The sequence below is a fragment of the Candidatus Hadarchaeales archaeon genome, from assembly GCA_038823825.1.
GTDB lineage: Archaea > Hadarchaeota > Hadarchaeia > Hadarchaeales > Hadarchaeaceae > JAVZGN01.
This window is the reverse complement of the sequence record JAWBCC010000001.1, coordinates 402415-419580: the sequence shown is the minus strand read 5'-3', so window position 1 is coordinate 419580 and position 17166 is coordinate 402415. Positions and strand designations below refer to the sequence as shown.

Here is a 17166-nt window from a genome sequence, read left to right as displayed (position 1 = left end):
TACTCTAATTAGACTGTTGCTCGAATAGTTGCCCGGATTATTACGCTTATATACGTTTCGATACGGAAATTTAGGAGGTGAGACTCTGACGGAAATCGGGAAGAGAATACGGCTCGAGAGAATAATCGACAGGAAAACAAGGAAAACAGTGATAGTTCCGATGGACCATGGACTTTCAATGGGCCCCATAACCGGTTTGGAGGAGATGACGACGATAATCGATAAGGTTGCGGATGGTGGGGCAAACGCGGTTGTTCTTCACAAGGGAATAGTCAGAGCCGGGCATCGAGGTAGGGGAAAAGACATCGGGTTGATAATTCACCTATCCGGAGGTACATCGCTTGGTCCGGATCCGAACTGGAAGGTTCAAGTGGCAAGTGTCGAGGAAGCGATAAAACTCGGAGCGGACGGTGTTTCCGTTCACGTGAATGTTGGCGCACCGAACGAACCGGAACAGTTGCAGATGCTCGGAATGGTCGCAGAGAAATGTTCCGAGTGGGGAATGCCTCTTTTTGCAATGATGTACGCTCGCGGTCCAAAGGTTCAGAATCAGCATGATCCGGAGCTCGTCGCTCACGCTGCGAGAGTTGGGGCAGAACTCGGAGCCGACATAGTTAAGACGGTTTACACGGGAAGCGTTGAGTCCTTCCGAAAAGTTGTGCGCGGTTGCCCGGTTCCAATCGTAATAGCAGGAGGTCCGAAGATGGGCTCAGACAAAGAGGTGCTTCAAATGGCATACGAAGCGATGGAAGCCGGAGCTATCGGAATCTCTATCGGGAGAAACATCTTCCAACACAGAGATCCTACAGCTATGACAAGAGCACTGGCGAAAATAGTTCACGAGGGAGCAACGGTCGAAGAGGCTCTCAAAGAGCTCTAAAGGTGAACTGAACTTGCGGAAACTACTCTGGGTGAAGGCAGACTGGGATTTGCCATGGGAAGAAAAGGCAGAATTTGTGAAGAAAGCAGTAGAGTGCGGTGCTGATGCTATAATTGTCAAAGGAAGCGAGGTCTCATCGGCTCTTTGTTTTGGTTCGGCTCTTATCGTCTCACAAGAAGATCGTCCGGGCGTAGGAGTAGTCCTCGTAAAGTTTAAGGATTTGGAGACCACAGAGAAAGAGCTGAGCAATTTGAAATCTGCAGGGCGCAGAACTGCCGTGTTGGTCGAAGTTTTTGATAAAAAATCCGAACAAGTCGCGATTAGGCTTGCAGGTCTTGCCGATTTTATTCTCGTCACGGCGAAGTCTTGGGAGATAATCCCGCTTGAGAATATAATAGCTGCTTTGCAAAAGACTGGAGCGAAGTTGCTTGCTGAAGTGAAGTCTGCAGAGAAAGCAACGATTGCTGCGCAGATTTTAGAAATCGGTGTCGACGGTGTAGTTTTAGACCCGCTTGACTTGGGTCCAGAGGAAATAGAAAAGACATGTAGGGCATTGGATGCTTTGACCAAGGGAAAGCTGGCTCTCAGCAGAGCAAAGGTTTTCAGAGTACAACCGGCTGGTCTCGGTGACAGGGCGTGCATTGACACAACATCGTTCATGAGCAAGGGAGAGGGCATGCTCGTTGGAAGTCAGTCGAATGGTCTCTTCCTAGTCCACTCCGAGACGTTGCCGAGCGAGTTCGTCGAGCAGAGACCCTTCAGAGTGAACGCCGGAGCAGTCCATTCTTATTTAATGATTCCAGGTGGAAAAACGAAGTACATGACTGAATTGAAGGCCGGTGATGAAGTTTTGATAGTTGACCATTCTGGAAACTTCCGTCCAGCTGTTGTAGGAAGAGTCAAAATCGAGAGGCGCCCGCTCGTACTTGTTGAGGCGGAGGCAGGCGGAAAAGTTTATAAGGTCCTACTTCAGCTTGCTGAAACGATAAATTTGGTGGGAGCTGGAGGAGAGCCGCTACCAGTGACCAGACTGAAGCCAGGCGATGAGGTGCTCGTCTACGTGGAAGAGGGGGGAAGGCATTTTGGGATGAAGGTAGAGGAAACAGTTGTCGAGAAGTGATTATGTATGGGTGAGATCACCTTAGGGAAATGGAAGATAAAAACTCCAGCGGTTTGTGCTTCAGTCGTTGCGCAGAGTTCAGTGGAGGCTAAATCGCTTGCGGATTCTGCCATAGCGAGAGGAGCAAACTTGGTTGAGATCAGGCTTGACGCGTTCAAACTTGCACCCGACTGGGATGAACTTGGGAAAATCAACGCTCCAGTCATTCTAACAAACAGGAGCAAAAAGGAGGGTGGGAGATTTGGCGGCGACGAGCAAGAAAGAGTTGCATGGCTTCTACAGGGAATTGAAAGAATTGGTGCATGCGTAGATATCGAATTTTCTACTTCTCGGAAACTCGTTCAAAAGGTTGTTGAAAGTGCTAAATCGCGGGGGACTGGTATAATAATCTCCCACCACGATTTTCGCGGAACCCCTAAGCCAGAAAGTCTTCTGAAGATTGCTACGAAGATGGAGCAGGCTGGAGCAGACGTTGTAAAGATCGTGACAATGTGCAGATCTTGGAAAGATGTGGAGAATCTGATGAACTTTGCTGTTGAGACGATCAAAAATTTATCAAAACCTGTAATAACTTTTGGAATGGGTAAAGAGGGGTTGATCACCCGGTATCTCAGTTTAGTAATAAACAACCCCGTGATCTATGCGGCGGCAGGACCTTCGGCGGCTCCCGGTCAGCCGGATCTCGAAACGGTAATCTCATTTTTGAAGGAAATCCCAGAGTGGGAGGTCAAAGATTGAGAAAAAGGCAACCGGAACTCTTCATGCTGATAGGGGATCCCGTAGAAGGTACTCTTTCTCCTCTAATCTTTAATACGGCATTCCGAAGATTAGGAATGAACGCGATTTATGCAGCTGTACGTGTTCCTCCTTCAATCCTCTCAGAATTTGTTTTCACGATTAGACGGGCGGGGATCCGCGGTTTCAATGTTACCATACCACATAAAGTGGCAATAATCGAGTTGCTCGATTCTCTTAACGAATCCGCTAAGGAGGTCGAAGCCGTGAACACAGTTGTTAATGAGGATGGTAAGCTGATCGGATACAACACCGATGGGCGTGGAGCGCTCATGGCTCTTGAAAAGGAAATCGGATCAGTTAATGGAAAAAGGGTCTTGCTTCTCGGAGCTGGAGGCGCCGCCAGAGCCGTGGCTTTCTCGCTGGCGAAGGCGGGTTGTGAGCTTACTATTGCGAACAGGACGCTTTCAAAGGCTGAAGCTCTGGCCGAGATCATAAGTAAAAAACTCGGGAAATCTGTGGGAGTCATTTCCCTTGATCGGGAAAAGCTTAGAGAAGAAATTTCCCGGGCAGACATACTTGTAAACACGACTTCTGTTGGGATGATGCCGAATGTCGACGAAACGCTGGTAACTTCAGATCTTATGCACAAGAATTTAGTTGTGTATGACATCGTCTACAAGCCACTCAAAACGAGACTACTAAAAGAGGCGGAAAAGGTCGGAGCTAGAACTGTAAACGGTTTAGGCATGTTGATCAATCAGGCTGCCATAGCGTTCAAGATATGGACAGGAAAAGACGCTCCAGTCGAAGATATGAAAAGAGCTGTGCAGGAATATCTGGAGGGAAAACGATGAAGGTTGCGGTGATCGGAGTAGGCGGAATGGGCAAATGGTTTGCAAAACTCTTCAAAGATGCTGGTGATGAGGTGTTGGTTCACGACATAAAGGCTAAAAGAATGAAAATGGTGGCGGAGGAGCTCGGGGTCGAGTTTGGAGAAGCAGAGGACATCGCTCGTAAGTCTGAGCTGGTGATTGTTGCTGTTCCAATATCTGCTGCCCCAGAAACCATTGAAAAAATCGCCAGGGTTTTGGGTTCTAGAAGTTTGCTGGTGGATATCTGCTCAGTCAAAGAGGAGATAGTTGACACAATGAAGGAGCTAAAAACGGAAGCGGAAATGGCTTCAATTCATCCACTTTTTGGGCCGGGGGCGTCGGACCTCCGCGGAAAGGACATCATTTTTGTGCCGGTAAAGGTCGACCGGATGTACAAAAAGTTTAAGGAAAGGATTTCGGAAATGGGCGCGAACGTTGTGGAGATGAAAGCGGACGAGCATGACAAACTTATGGCCGTCGTTCAGTGCCTCCCCCATTTTTCAGTACTTTCTTTTGTTCTCACTTTGAACTCTATGAAAGATTTTCTTGTGGAGGATGTAAAGACACCGATGTTCGCTCATCTTCTTCTGGCGAGCAAGGCTTTTCTAACGCGCAGTCCAAAACTGTATGGTGAGATACAGGTTCACAACAAATATGCGAGCATCGTGAGAGAAAGAATGCTCGAAGTCTGCAGATCTCTTGACGTGGCTCTTTCAGCTGGAGATGCTGGTGTCGTGGAGAAGGAGTTTATGGAGCTCAAGAAGTTATTCAGCAGGAAAGAAATGGAAAAAGCATACAAACTGTTATACGAGTTGTTTGAAAGGAGAGAGGAAAGATGAAAATTGCCGTGCTTGGACCGAGGGGAACGTATACGGAGCTGGCCGCACGCAGACATTTCGGAAAGGAAGACTTTGTTTACTATTCTTCGATCTTGGAGGTAGTGAAGGCCGTGGAGGCGGGAAACGTTGATGCAGGTGTTGTTCCTGTTGAAAGCATGCGGGAGGGATCGGTGGGCGAGACTCTCGACGCTCTCGCCTGGTGTGACGTTCGTGTGACCGCGGAGATAGTCCTCCCAGTTGTTCATTCTCTTTTGTCCGTCAAAGGAGCCAGACTCGACAATATAAAACAAGTTCTTTCGCATCCTCAAGCCCTATCACAGTGTAGAGAGTTCCTGCGAACGAAGTTACCCAGGGTAGAGCTCATTGAGGTAAGTAGCACGGCGAGGGCAGCTGAACAGGTGAGCAGTGCTGGTTCCCTTGAGGTCGCAGCTCTTGGGCCGAAGGAACTCGCCGAGATATACGGGTTGGAGGTTTTGGTAGAAAATGTTTCCGGGGATGAGGAGAATCTTACCAGATTCTTCTGTCTAGGGAGAGAAAAAGTTCAGCGGACCGGTAGAGACAAGACTTCTATAGTTTTCTACACGGAGAGGGATAGGCCGGGCATTCTCTACGAGATTCTCGGCGAGTTCGCACACAGGCAGATAAACCTCACGAAGATAGAGTCGAGGCCGTCTAAGAAAGTCCTCGGAGATTATCTCTTTTTCGTAGATTTCGAAGGCCACGAAGATGATGAAATCGTCAAGGAAGCGCTAGAAGGCTTGAGAAAAAAGACAGCGATGCTGAAAATTCTTGGGTCATATCCTAGGAGGTTCTGAATGTCTTCGGTTGAGAGGAAAATCGAAAATGCTCTGAAAATAGATGTGAAAAAGGCTAGAGAAAAAATCGTCGAGTTCATAAAGCGAAAATTCGAGAGTTCGAAGGCGGATGGACTAGTCATAGGTCTGAGTGGGGGCTTGGATTCGTCTGTTTGCGCGTTCCTCTCGGTCGAAGCTGTGGGTAATCAGAAGGTTTTGGGAGTTTTCATTCCTGAAAAAGGAATCACTCAATCCGCCGATTGGAAGGATGTTCAAAAGGTCGCGGATATTTTGAAGATTGAAGTCCGAGAGGTTGAAATTTCCGAGATTCTGAAGGCTTTCAAGATGGCGATAATTGGCTTTGATGAGAAAAACGTTCTTGCGGAGGCAAATCTGAAGCCAAGAATCAGGATGACAATTCTTTACTACTATGCCAACCTTCTCAATTGTCTCGTGGTTGGCGCAAGCAACAAGACGGAGTTGAGAATCGGATATTTCACAAAATTTGGGGACGGAGCTTCCGACATTACGCCTATTGGATGTCTCTACAAAACGCAAGTAAGAGAGATGGGTAGACATCTGGGAGTACCGGAGAGCATTTTGAAGAAAACGCCGACAGCTGGTCTCTGGAAGGGACAAACGGATGAGGAGGAGATTGGTCTTCCTTACGACAAACTGGACAGAATTCTTGTCGGGGAAGAACTCGGATTTTCCGCGGAAGAGATCTCTTCTGCTGTCGGCGTGGATCTAGACACGGTTAACAGAATTCTGGATAGAATCAGGAGAAACAGACACAAGATTTTACCACTTCAAGTCCCGAGGTTGTAGTCGGCATGATAAAAGTTTATTACGGAAATCTGGAATTTCTAGTTTTACCTTCAGTTTACGAACCTTCGGATGATACTTACCTGCTTGCGTCAAACCTGCAAATACTTCCTGGACAGAGAGTGCTCGAGATCGGCACAGGTTGTGGAATGATTGCTGTAATTTCGGCGTTGATGGGTGGAAAAGTCACAGCAACGGACATTTCGGAGGAGGCAATAAATTGCGCCAGAATAAACGCGGAGAAACATGGTCTCTCAATTGAATTCTTGGTTGGAGATCTTTTTCAGCCAGTAAGGGGGAGAACGTTTGATGTCGTGATCTTTAATCCTCCATATCTACCATCTTTATCCAGTTGTGATGATCCGATTTTGAAGGCATGCGAGGGTGGTCCAGAAGGTAGAATTGTGGTAGACGCGTTCCTGGACGAGCTTCCAAAACATTTGGAGCCAGGCGGTGAAGTTTATCTGGTGCAGTCATCCCTCTCGAACGTGGAGCGAACCGAGAAACGCCTACGTGAGTTGGGATTCGAGCTGAAAATCAAAAGAAAAAAATTATGGTTTGAGGAACTCTTTCTTTTTAGGGGTAAAAGATCAGTAATCTGAGACTTTACGGAGGTGAGAGTCTGGGGAAGCGACCGAGGAAGTGGAAGAAGAAGGGACGTATGCGCTGGAAATGGGTGCGTAAGAGAATGAGAAGGAAGATGCGAAGGCTTAAGCAGAGGAAACTCGGGAGACTTGGCTGAATAAGAATCTCTCTGGTATCTTCGTTTGTAGGAAAATCCAGAATGCTACTCCGACGATTATTCCTGAGACGAATATCCAGAAACCTCGGAAAAGATCATTTGGGAAAACCGGGGGGAGCAGGTATATGAAATTTTGTCCTATGAGCATAAGGCCTCTTGCCAATAGGATGAGTAGGCATATCACTCCGACACTTGTAAGAGTCAGCCCCACTGGAAGAAGTTTTTTTGTGTCAGCTACATCGGTCAGCCAAGCAAGTAGGCCGGAGACGAAGATTGCAAGAGTGCCAGTGATCGTAAAGAAGAGCACCGGAAGGCCAGTCTTTCTCTCTTGATTGTCGATAAGGTCAAAACCTGAAAAGGTTCTGGCGCCAGCTTTGTACCATGGGCTCAAAAGGCCCAATAGAATGAGACTTCCGGAGAGGAAACAGACGAGGGAAGTCACAACAACTTTCCATCTGATTTTCATCGTTTTCCTCCTTAAAGGATGAATTGTGGTGTTTTTATTTTTATGCGGATTCTTGGGTCTCAGATATTTGAAAAGCTCTTAGGCGAAAAATTTATATCCCGATTTGGAGCCGCCGGTGGGATTTGAACCCACGATCTACCGCTTACAAGGCGGTCGCTGTAACCAGGCTCAGCTACGGCGGCCAAGAAAAATTTAATGTTCAGAAAGTTAAAATTTTCCGCTTACTGCTCTGACCATGTCTTCTATCGCAGCCCTTGGGTCTTTCGCACAGACGATCCCAGACGCCACTAAAACGCCCTTCGTTCCAAGCTCGATTGCCTTGACAACATCCTCACCGGTCGTTATCCCAGCTCCGCAGAGAACCTCCACGTTAGGGTTAACCTTTTTGATCTCTTCAACGGCTCCGGCCACAATTTCCGGTTTTGCTTTTGAAACAGGGATTCCAGTGCCTATCAGCTCTGGAGGCTCTATGGCTATGATGTCTGGCGAGAACTCGGCAACCTTTCTGCTTTCCTCGATGTCCGCTGTGCAACAGATGGTAACCAATCCAGCGTTTCTTGCAGCTTCGATCGTGCTTCTGACTACTTCTAACGGAAGCTTGTGCTCAGAATGATTTATCAACGTCCCGATTGCACCTGCTGCCTTCATAGTCTCAGGTATGACCCATCCAGTGTTTCTTCCGGGTTTCATCGGATCAACATGCTGTGCAAAAACTGGGATTTTGACCTCCTTGGCGACCCGAAAGACGTCAGCATGCTGTGGGCAAACCGCGATGGTGACCTTGTACTTTTTGGCCACCTTCTGCATAATTTTTGCCATTTTTACCGCGTTCTTTCCGGTTGCCTCCGGGTATGTTTTGAAGTTTACAACGATAGCGGGAAGTTTGAACATCAAAGAACACGGTAAACACCGCATATAAAGTTAACGATTCACCAAGCGCGGCACATAAATATTGTCTTAACATCATCTTTAGGGGGAGAAACATGCGAAAAATCCAGATAACAGTGATACAAGTTGATTGTTATGGCCCATGGACGGTTACTCCTAGCCCCAAACCCGAATCAGAGCTTCAGATTCTCCAGTCTAGGCTTTATGCAGATCTCCAGGAGAAATTCGCTTCGCTGGGCGGTCTCGTCTTCCAAGCCAGACAGGACAACATGTTGGCTATTTCCAACGGTCTCACGATGGAAGACCACCGCAGAATTCAGATGGAAATTGTTGAAAGATTTCCGGTGACGGTTAGCATGGGGGTCGGTTGCGCCGAGAAACCCTATGACGCGCAAGTCGCTGCAACGCTGGCTCTTCAGTCAACCGGGAGTTCTAGAAATCCAGACCGGAAAAGCAAATTAGCGGGCACAACGGTGGTTCCACCGGATGAGGACTGGGTCGAGATCGTTCATATGGATGTCAATCACTCGACCCTTTTGACAGACACGAAACCAATATACGAAACACAGCTTCTGATAAATGAAATACTCACATTTCTCATGAAGCGGATGCTAAGGCATGGAGGCATGGTTTTCTACATGGGGGGAGATAACTTCATGGCAGTTTCAAATGGCATAGATGAAAAGGTGTTGATAGAAATTTTGAAAGATCTCAAGCTAGAACTCGGCGTGGAGATGAAAGCAGGCCTTGGAAAGGCTAGGCGGGCCGCAAACGCCGCAAAGTTGGCAAGTCAAGCGTTACATGAAATAAGATCTGGAAAAAGTCGAACAAACATAATTGTTAAGTGTGAGGATTAGTCACAGATTTTGATTCATTGAAGAAACATTTTTAATTTTTGCATGTTTATTTTTTTGTGAGATTAATGAGAAAATTCACAATTCAACTCGTTCTCTTAACGCTTCTGCTACTTCTGGCAGCGATTGTAAAACTTTTGATGGTCAACCCAGCGATCGCTTTCGCTGGAGGGAGCGGGACTCCGGAGGATCCATACATAATTATAGATGTCTACCAGTTGCAGGCGATGAAGGATAATCCCTCAGCATATTATGCTCTTGGAGCGGACATTGACGCATCTGATACAATAAATTGGAACGGCGGTCGTGGTTTTGAACCGGTGGGATCTCTCACATCTCCGTTCTCGGGTGGTTTTGACGGAAGGGGTTACAAGATCTACAATCTTTTCATAAACAGACAAACAGAGGATAGGGTTGGACTTTTCGGAGTTGTTGATAATTGGGTCGTGATAAAAAATCTGCGGATGGAAAACGCCAGCATAGCCGCATATTCTCGTGCTGGAATAATCGCGGGGATTCTTCGAGGTAACGCCCTTCTTGAAAATTGTTTTTCTGATGGTCAGGTTTCGACCGTAACTGACTATGCAGGTGGACTTGTGGGTGGAAGCAATGGAAGTCTTCTCAAATGTGGTTCATCTGCAAACGTTAGAGGAAGGAACTATGTAGGGGGACTAGCCGGCGCAATTGTTGGAAGTGTTATCGATAGCTCCTTTACCGGTGATGTAACTGGGGAAAACTCTGTGGGCGGGATTGCAGGATATTCCGGAAATGAGATTTCCACAAGCTGGGCAGCGGCAGAAAATGTTAATGGAAAAAACTATGTTGGAGGTTTAGTTGGATATGCATATAGCTCCAGTTTTATAATCGACTCGTACTCGCTCTCAAAAGTTAGCGGTACACAATATGTCGGCGGTCTTGTAGGCTACAATTTAGGTTATGTGATCAACACATACTCCGCTGGACCGGTCGTCGGAACATCAAACGTGGGTGGTCTCATAGGTGCTAACTTTTGGAAAGTTCTAAACTCATTCTGGGATATTGAAAATTCCGGTCAATCGTCAAGCTCCGGAGGCACGGGGAAAACCACAGAGAACATGATGAATGTTCGAACTTTCACGGACAACACATGGAGTGATGGACTTCTTTGGCCTTGGGATTTTGTTGGCAATCCGTATGAAGACACAAGATTCAGAGATAGATGGAAGATTGATAGCGGATATCCTTTTTTGGTCTCACCAGTTTTCTCAGGTACCGGGAGTGGAACTATAGATGATCCATTCTTGATTGAGAACGTTGAGCAACTCGATGAAGTTCGAGATTTCCGGTTTTCACATTTTGCACTCGCAAATAACATAGATGCAACGCAAACTATGGGGTGGAATGGTTGGTTTGGGTTTTTCCCGATAGGTCCGATAACGTCTTTCGGGCTAGGATTTTCCGGGAGCTTTAATGGGAATGGACATACAATCGAGAACCTTTTCGAAAATTGGGATTGGGATTTGGGCTCTGTCGGTCTGTTTAGTGTACTAGACAATAGTGCCAAGATTTTCGATGTGGTTCTCTTAAACTTGACTGTGCAGACGAAAGGTGGTAATGCTGGCGGTTTGGCAGGAACAAATCGTGGTTTCGTAGAAAGATGTAGAATTTTTGGTGGAACAATTTCGGGTAGCGGATCTAATGTTGGCGGAGTTGTGGGTAGGAATCTAGGAACAATCAAACAAACCACATTCTTCGGAACCGTTTCCGGCTCGATGGAGGTTGGAGGACTAGTGGGATGGAATGATAACCAGGCGTGGATTATCGGTTCAGGTGCAACAGTTCAGATAAGTGGAAATAGCTATGTTGGTGGCCTTATTGGTAGAAATTATTTTGGAAATGTTTTTCAAAGTTTTTCTTCTGGAAACATCACTCAAGCGACCTATTATGCTGGGGGACTTATCGGAGCTAACCTGGGGTCCTGCGAGCAAAGTTTTTCAAACGCCAACGTTTCTGGTGTGCAGGGCGTGGGGGGACTGGTTGGCGTTAACTATGGAATGGTGCTAAACTGCTATGCATCAGGATCTGTTACGGGTAGCTTGTATGTTGGTGGACTGGCTGGCTCAAACGAAGTATCAGGCGCTCTTTCTGGTAAAATAAGAAACTCTTATTCAGTTGGTCCAGTTGCGGGGAATACATTCGTAGGGGGACTTGTTGGACTCAACAACGGCGAGGTGACGAATTCTTTCTGGGATAATGAGACCTCAGGACAGTCTTCAAGCGCCGGTGGAACCGGAAAAACCACGGAAAATATGAAGAATGTGAGGACATATACGGACAACACATGGAGCGATGGACTGACAATCCCCTGGGATTTCTTGGGGAATCCTTATGAGGATATTGAAAACTATGACATATGGGATATTCATTCCACAGTAAACAGCGGTTATCCTTTCCTGGTATCTCTATGGCGGGAGTATAGTCCAGGACCACCGCCAACTAAACCTAACCTTTACCTTCCAGAGAACAACGCAGCAATGAACAACTCTACGCCGGATTTTGAATGGGAGAACGGAATTTATGCGGAGAGACATAGACTAGTTATTGACGATAATTTTGATTTCAGCTCTCCGGTTTTCAGTTTGGAAATAATCGGAGATAACAAATACACTCTTCCTCCCGAAAATGCTCTCCCAGATGGTCAGTATTACTGGAAAGTGATAGCAGTGAACATGTGGGGAGAAAACGAATCTGATGTCTGGAACTTTATAGTTGATACTATTCCACCCTCAGCTCCAGTTCTTATTTTGCCCGAAAATGGGGAAAACATTAACGACAACACACCAGAGTTGACTTGGCAATTGATCCCAGAGAACACGTTTCCTGTGACATATACTATAGCAGTTGGTGTCTGGAATAAAACGTTCAGTTTAATTGTTTCCTATGATTATGTTACCTATTCATCATCCGGAACCGCATCAATTGAGGTGAGCATGCAACTACCGGACAATCTTTACTGTTGGTTTGTTTATGCAACTGATGGTGCGGGTAACACGGGAGAATGGAGCCAGATTAGATTCTTCAGGGTTGACACAGTTCCGCCCGAAGGCCCGACTCTGGTCTTTCCAGTGAACGGCGAAAACACGAACGACAATACACCCACTCTCGTATGGAACAACGTCTTTGAGAACTCCCTACCGATCGTCTACACGATAGAGGTTGACAACGAGAACACGTTCTCTGCCCCACTCGTTTTCACGACGACCGTTGAGAACTGGTCAACAACCGGAACCTCTAGCGTCACGACCTCCGTCCTTCCGGACGGTGTATACTACTGGAGGGTGAGAGCTAGGGACAATGCTGGAAACGAAGGCGATTGGTCAGGTGTCTGGAGCTTCAGAATCGACACCGTTGCTCCCTATGTTGTTGGCATCACCATAAGCGACAACCTTATAACGGAATCCGATAATGGAGGAACTCTGGTTATAACGATAACGTACAGTGAGAATATGGATGCTTCTGTTGCTCCCGATATAGCGTTCGATCCCGACATAGTATCATCCGGAACACTAACCCCGGTCTCCGGAGCGTGGATATCGCCTACGATCTACGTGGCAACCTATGATATAGCCGATGTTGATGAGGAGGTCCTAGGTGTTGACATCGTCGTTGAGAATGCCAGAGATCTGGCAGGTAACACACAAGTTCCCTACCGTGCGCTTGATATGATAGACGTTGACACATACGTGAGGATTCCGATACTAATCTCTCCAGTGGATGGAGAAAACATCAATGACGACACACCAACCCTTCTCTGGGAGAATGTGGTAGATGCCTCCCTGCCCGTTGAGTATTACGCCGCAGTGAGTGATAACTCAGCATTCCCGTACGAGAACGCAAGCTCCGGCTGGATAACTGACAACAACTGGACCACACCTAATCTTTCCGATGGAGTCTGGTACTGGAGGGTGAGAGCTAGAGACAATGCAGGAAATGAGGGTGGATGGTCAGGTGTCTGGAGTTTCAGAGTAGATACGATTCCACCAGCTGCACCTACCCTAGTCTCGCCGTCCGATGGGGAGAACACGAACGATAACACGCCGACCTTGGTCTGGAACAACGTCTTCGAGAACTCCTTGCCCGTTGTATACACGATCGAGGTTGACAACGAGAACACGTTCACAGCCCCACTCGCATTTACAACAACCCTTACGGTCTGGTCAACAACAGGTACTTCCAGCGTAATAACTCCAGTCCTTCCGGACGGTGTATACTACTGGAGGGTGAGAGCCAGGGACAATGCCGGAAACGATGGCGGATGGTCATCTACCCAGAGACTTACAGTGGACACAACTCCTCCGCAGATAATATCTTTCCTCATAAACGGAGGTGCGGCTGAAACAACTTCTTCCACCGTGACCATCACGATCATCGCAAGTGATGCGCTGAGTGGAGTCTGGCAGATGCGTTTTAGAAATGAAGGAGAAAATTGGAGCAGCTGGGAGGATTACTCCACAACGAAGACATGGCAACTCAGTCCCGGGGATGGATTGAAAACTGTTTATGGGCAAGTGCGCGACTATGCCCTGAATGAATCCGAGGTCGTCTGGGGAAACATCCAGAAAATAACTCCGACCCCACCGCCGCCTCCGCCTCCAACCAAGCTATCAACGACACTCTCAATAGATCCCAGCGCTTTCGAAATTTTTAGTGGAAGATCCTTAACCTTAACGGCTACTTTGCGCGACGAGCTTGGTAGACCTCTTCAGGGAATGGTTATAACCTGGTTAGAGAATCACAACCTAGGAACCTTCAATCCCTCGAGTGGGCGGACGGATGAAAACGGTAGGACAACAACCGTTTATACTGCGCCCGTAGTTGACGAAAATGTGTATGTATTTATTATGGCGACATTTACGGAAACGTCTCAATATTATGGAAGTATCGGAACCTCCACAGGTCTCGTGCTCTCTCGTATAAAAACAAGATTGGCGATATATCCACTTGAATTTTCGATATCTTCGGAAGAGAGTATTCTATTGACCACTACGCTCGTAGATCAAGACGGAAATCCCCTTCCGGGTAAACCAATCATTTGGAGCACAACTCTAGGAACCCTCTTAGAAAATTTAACAAACACGGATAATGCTGGAAATGCCTATGTAACCTATCGTGCGCCGCGCGTGTTAACACAAGAAAACACAATGATAACCGCTTATTTCCCTGGTGACGAGAACTATTCCCCCAGCCAAGCCGTTTCATTAGGATATATTTTCCCGCAACTTCCACCATCTTTCCTGACTATTTCAGCGGTTCCTCGTACTTGGTTCGGAAAATCTGTGGAGCTCACAGCCACCCTTATGAACGAGAACGGAGTCCCGCTTGCAAACAGGTTGATAGTATGGCGCACAACTCATGGTATCCTCTCAAAAGAAGCGGACACAACGGATAGGAACGGACAATCCAAAGTCATTCTGGTAGTCCCGAGAATTACAGAAAATGTGTTAACGGTTACTGTGACCGCTTTGTTCCCAGGCGATATTATGTATTCCAGAAGCGAGAATCAGTTGACAATTAAGGTATACTCGCCGATCAGGTTTGTTTTCCGTGTAGATAATGTCCTCGCTTCCAATGTTGAAATATACTTTGGTTTTGAAGAAGGAAGAGAGATAAACTATCTTGGAAGAACAGACGAAAGAGGAGAAATCGAAGTAGAAAATTGGGAACTTTTCGGGAGAACAGTGTATCTCAAAGCTCCAGAGAACGAACTTGTTGGGAAAGTTGTAATCGGTGAACTACCGGGCGTTTTTGATGTAATTTTGTCCAGACCTGTGAAGATTCCTGTCTGGATTTTATGGGTTGCGCTAGTTTCTGTGATTATCTTTGTTTTATTCATGATATTCGTTTGGAGAAGAAGACGAAAAAACGCGAGCTCAAACAAGGCTGAACTTACACGTTAATGTTTTCATAGACAAAGTAAATAAAATCATGATTTAGGTTTCCGTAGCACGAGATTTATATCTCTTGAAGAATTTTATTTTGAATGTCTAAAAAGGATGACGAAATCTTAGAAGAGCTCAGGCGGATAAGGGCGCTCCTAGAACCAAAACCACCGCCTCCTCCACCGAAGGGCTTCAAAGCCGAGTTCATAAATTTCGTTTCAAAATACAAAATTCTCGGACTGGCGGTGGCGTTTGTGATCGGTCTATATGTGGGTGCTCTTGTGCAAGCGCTCGTTGCGGATTTCATAATGCCAGTCATCGAAATCGCGGTTCCCGGAGCTGAGTGGGAAACGATAACTCTCGGGCCTTTCAGAGTCGGACACTTTGCCGGTGCTCTGATAACCTTCTTGATCGTTATGCTGGTAGTCTTCCTTCTCATAAAACTTACAGCGAGAATTGGCATTGATTAAATTCTTGGAATTAGATTCCCCTCTCCAGATGGTTTTTACCATGTGCTTCAGTCCTCACAGTTCTTAAATTTTCAGCGTGGGGCAATTTTTTCTTCATATAGGTATGCAGCAAGATCCTGAAAAAGCTAGGATAGATTTTCAAAAAGATTCCGACATCTTGGTCTATCGGCTTTCTCCGATCATGACTTCAAAAAATAAATAGAAATGTCTTGAAAGATACGAACTGTTTTTAAAACTTAAAATGAAAATATGAAAAGGGATGTTCGTTGGGTGGAGTCCCTGAGAAAGATAGGAGAAGGCTTCTGAAGGAGATTATTGGGCAACTGCATGCTGGTGCGTCTTTGCAGGAGGTTAAGGAGAAATTTAAACAGATACTGGAGGGAGCAGACCCGTTTGAGATAGTCAAAGTTGAACAAGAACTCTTAAGTGAGGGTGTATCGAGAGAGGAACTTCAAAGGTTATGCGATGTTCACTTAGCAGTCTTCAAGGAACAATTGGAAAAGCAAAAGATTGAGGCGGCTCCAGCCAGTCCCATTGGCATCTTACTAGAGGAGCACAGAATGCTTCAGCAAATATCCCAAAAGCTTGGATTTTTAGCTGAAAAAATGCAAAGAGCAGAAAGTTTAGATGAGGTAACCGAAGAATTTTCACAGTTGAGACATGTTGCAGATGAGTTTTCAGATGCCGAAAAACATTATTTACGTGAGGAGAACGCTCTTTTCCCAGTTTTGGAGAAACATGGAATAAGTGAACCGCCAGCCATAATGTGGATGGAACACAACCAGCTTAGAGAAAAGAAAAAGCAGCTTAAGGCCTTGGTCGAAAGCGCCTCAAAAATGAGCTTCTTGGATTTTGGGAGGCAGCTCTGTGAACTAGCTAACGCCATAGACAGCGCTCTAAACAGCCATATTTTCAAGGAAAACAACATCCTATTTCCGACGGCTCTACGCATCATCACGGAACAAGAGTGGACCACTATAAAAGCTGACTTTGACGAAATTGGATATTGCTGCTTCACTCCAGAATACTCAATAGCCAAGTCAGTCAAAATTGTTGAAAAACCAATAGCTGTAGCTGAATCTATACAACAGGGCGAATTACAATTTGAAACTGGGACATTAACAAAAGAGGAAGCAGAGGCTATTTTAAACACCCTGCCAGTGGATATAACCTTCGTAGACAAGAATGATGCTGTCAAATATTTTAATAGAGCAGAAAAACGCATATTTGTAAGAACAAAGGCTATTCTAGGCAGAAAAGTGCAACTTTGTCATCCGCAAAAAAGCATTCATGTGGTTAACAGAATCCTAGAGGCCTTCAGGAAGGGTGAAAAAGACGTGGCAGAATTCTGGATAAAAAAGGGCGATCGCTTAATTCACATAAGATATTTCGCATTGAGAGACAAGGATGGCAAATATTTGGGAACAATGGAGGTTTCCCAAGACATAACAGACTTGAAGAGGATAGAAGGCGAAAAGCGACTCCTAGATTGGGAAGGGTGAAGCATATTTCTGATCACGAAATACGCTTTGGTAGAAAATAATGTTAAAAGCCTACTGTTCCCGTTTTTGTTAAGTTTGCGCTGAAACATTTTTAGCATACTTAAATCCTTTTTTATTCAACAAAACACAGAAGTCCGGTGAATATCCAAAAATGATTTGGTGGACCGGGCGGGATTTGAACCCGCGACCCCTCGCTTGCGAAGCGAGTGCTCATACCAGGCTGAGCTACCGGCCCCGTGTTTAACTATCCGTGCAAGA

Annotated in this window: 14 protein-coding genes and 2 tRNA genes; 12 read left to right on the top strand and 4 right to left on the bottom strand. The window is 46.2% G+C overall.

What is annotated here, in order from left to right; translation table 11 throughout:
• Positions 1 to 28 precede the first annotated feature (28 nt).
• From QXF64_02200 to QXF64_02165, 8 genes are read left to right on the top strand one after another with little or no spacing between them, the layout of a single operon-like run.
• Complete coding sequence (locus QXF64_02200) at positions 29 to 880, top strand: 2-amino-3,7-dideoxy-D-threo-hept-6-ulosonate synthase (GenBank protein ID MEM1689305.1); 852 nt, start codon at positions 29 to 31, stop codon at positions 878 to 880.
• 13 nt (positions 881 to 893) lie between these two features.
• A complete protein-coding gene (locus tag QXF64_02195) occupies positions 894 to 2000 on the top strand; it encodes a 3-dehydroquinate synthase II (GenBank protein ID MEM1689304.1) in 1107 nt (368 codons plus the stop codon).
• Between the two features lie 6 nt (positions 2001 to 2006).
• Positions 2007 to 2738 (top strand): type I 3-dehydroquinate dehydratase, encoded by a 732-nt coding sequence (gene aroD, locus QXF64_02190; GenBank protein MEM1689303.1) that lies wholly within the window; start codon positions 2007 to 2009, stop codon positions 2736 to 2738.
• On the top strand, positions 2735 to 3592 hold the full coding sequence (gene aroE / locus QXF64_02185) for a shikimate dehydrogenase (protein MEM1689302.1): 858 nt from the start codon (positions 2735 to 2737) through the stop codon (positions 3590 to 3592). The genes aroD and aroE overlap by 4 nt, the downstream gene beginning before the upstream one ends.
• Positions 3520 to 4449: a prephenate dehydrogenase/arogenate dehydrogenase family protein gene (locus QXF64_02180; protein MEM1689301.1), complete on the top strand. Its 930-nt coding sequence runs from the start codon at positions 3520 to 3522 to the stop codon at positions 4447 to 4449. The genes aroE and QXF64_02180 overlap by 73 nt, the downstream gene beginning before the upstream one ends.
• On the top strand, positions 4446 to 5264 hold the full coding sequence (pheA, locus tag QXF64_02175; GenBank protein MEM1689300.1) for a prephenate dehydratase: 819 nt from the start codon (positions 4446 to 4448) through the stop codon (positions 5262 to 5264). The genes QXF64_02180 and pheA overlap by 4 nt, the downstream gene beginning before the upstream one ends.
• The gene (locus QXF64_02170) at positions 5265 to 6071 is read left to right on the top strand and encodes an NAD+ synthase (protein MEM1689299.1); all 807 of its coding nucleotides are present in this window, start codon (positions 5265 to 5267) and stop codon (positions 6069 to 6071) included.
• A 5-nt stretch (positions 6072 to 6076) separates the two neighbouring features.
• Positions 6077 to 6670 (top strand): methyltransferase, encoded by a 594-nt coding sequence (locus QXF64_02165; GenBank protein MEM1689298.1) that lies wholly within the window; start codon positions 6077 to 6079, stop codon positions 6668 to 6670.
• A 108-nt stretch (positions 6671 to 6778) separates the two neighbouring features.
• On the opposite strand, the gene QXF64_02160 is transcribed toward QXF64_02165, so the two are convergent.
• The 3 genes from QXF64_02160 to tpiA form a co-directional block, all read right to left on the bottom strand.
• Entirely contained in the window at positions 6779 to 7276 is a 498-nt protein-coding gene (locus QXF64_02160) for a hypothetical protein (GenBank protein MEM1689297.1), read from the bottom strand.
• 104 nt (positions 7277 to 7380) lie between these two features.
• Positions 7381 to 7458: transfer RNA gene (locus tag QXF64_02155), tRNA-Thr, on the bottom strand.
• Positions 7459 to 7483: 25 nt separating this feature from the next.
• Entirely contained in the window at positions 7484 to 8167 is a 684-nt protein-coding gene (gene tpiA, locus QXF64_02150) for a triose-phosphate isomerase (GenBank protein MEM1689296.1), read from the bottom strand.
• Positions 8168 to 8259: 92 nt separating this feature from the next.
• On the opposite strand from tpiA, the gene QXF64_02145 reads away from it, so the two are divergent.
• From QXF64_02145 to QXF64_02130, 4 genes are all read left to right on the top strand, one after another.
• Positions 8260 to 9021, top strand: a complete 762-nt coding sequence (locus QXF64_02145) for a GTP cyclohydrolase IIa (protein ID MEM1689295.1) — start codon at positions 8260 to 8262, stop codon at positions 9019 to 9021.
• A 65-nt stretch (positions 9022 to 9086) separates the two neighbouring features.
• A complete protein-coding gene (locus QXF64_02140; GenBank protein MEM1689294.1) occupies positions 9087 to 14954 on the top strand; it encodes an Ig-like domain-containing protein in 5868 nt (1955 codons plus the stop codon).
• An 83-nt stretch (positions 14955 to 15037) separates the two neighbouring features.
• Positions 15038 to 15406 carry an MscL family protein gene (locus tag QXF64_02135; GenBank protein MEM1689293.1) on the top strand — a complete coding sequence of 123 codons (369 nt, stop codon included), beginning with the start codon at positions 15038 to 15040 and terminating at the stop codon, positions 15404 to 15406.
• 266 nt (positions 15407 to 15672) lie between these two features.
• Positions 15673 to 16908 (top strand): DUF438 domain-containing protein, encoded by a 1236-nt coding sequence (locus QXF64_02130; protein ID MEM1689292.1) that lies wholly within the window; start codon positions 15673 to 15675, stop codon positions 16906 to 16908.
• A gap of 157 nt (positions 16909 to 17065) precedes the next feature.
• On the opposite strand, the gene QXF64_02125 is transcribed toward QXF64_02130, so the two are convergent.
• Positions 17066 to 17143 (bottom strand) — tRNA-Ala (locus QXF64_02125).
• Between the last annotated feature and the right edge of the window lie 23 nt (positions 17144 to 17166).

What these genes read in the sequence shown, in the direction of transcription:
- aroD (MEM1689303.1), top strand. Translation starts at nt 2,007, where the DNA reads ATGGGTGAGATCACCTTAGGGAAATGGAAGATAAAAACTCCAGCGGTT.
- QXF64_02180 (MEM1689301.1), top strand. Translation starts at nt 3,520, where the DNA reads ATGGACAGGAAAAGACGCTCCAGTCGAAGATATGAAAAGAGCTGTGCA.
- pheA (MEM1689300.1), top strand. Translation starts at nt 4,446, where the DNA reads ATGAAAATTGCCGTGCTTGGACCGAGGGGAACGTATACGGAGCTGGCC.
- QXF64_02170 (MEM1689299.1), top strand. Translation starts at nt 5,265, where the DNA reads ATGTCTTCGGTTGAGAGGAAAATCGAAAATGCTCTGAAAATAGATGTG.
- QXF64_02165 (MEM1689298.1), top strand. Translation starts at nt 6,077, where the DNA reads ATGATAAAAGTTTATTACGGAAATCTGGAATTTCTAGTTTTACCTTCA.
- QXF64_02160 (MEM1689297.1), bottom strand. Translation starts at nt 7,276, where the DNA reads ATGAAAATCAGATGGAAAGTTGTTGTGACTTCCCTCGTCTGTTTCCTC.
- tpiA (MEM1689296.1), bottom strand. Translation starts at nt 8,167, where the DNA reads ATGTTCAAACTTCCCGCTATCGTTGTAAACTTCAAAACATACCCGGAG.
- QXF64_02145 (MEM1689295.1), top strand. Translation starts at nt 8,260, where the DNA reads ATGCGAAAAATCCAGATAACAGTGATACAAGTTGATTGTTATGGCCCA.
- QXF64_02140 (MEM1689294.1), top strand. Translation starts at nt 9,087, where the DNA reads ATGAGAAAATTCACAATTCAACTCGTTCTCTTAACGCTTCTGCTACTT.
- QXF64_02135 (MEM1689293.1), top strand. Translation starts at nt 15,038, where the DNA reads ATGTCTAAAAAGGATGACGAAATCTTAGAAGAGCTCAGGCGGATAAGG.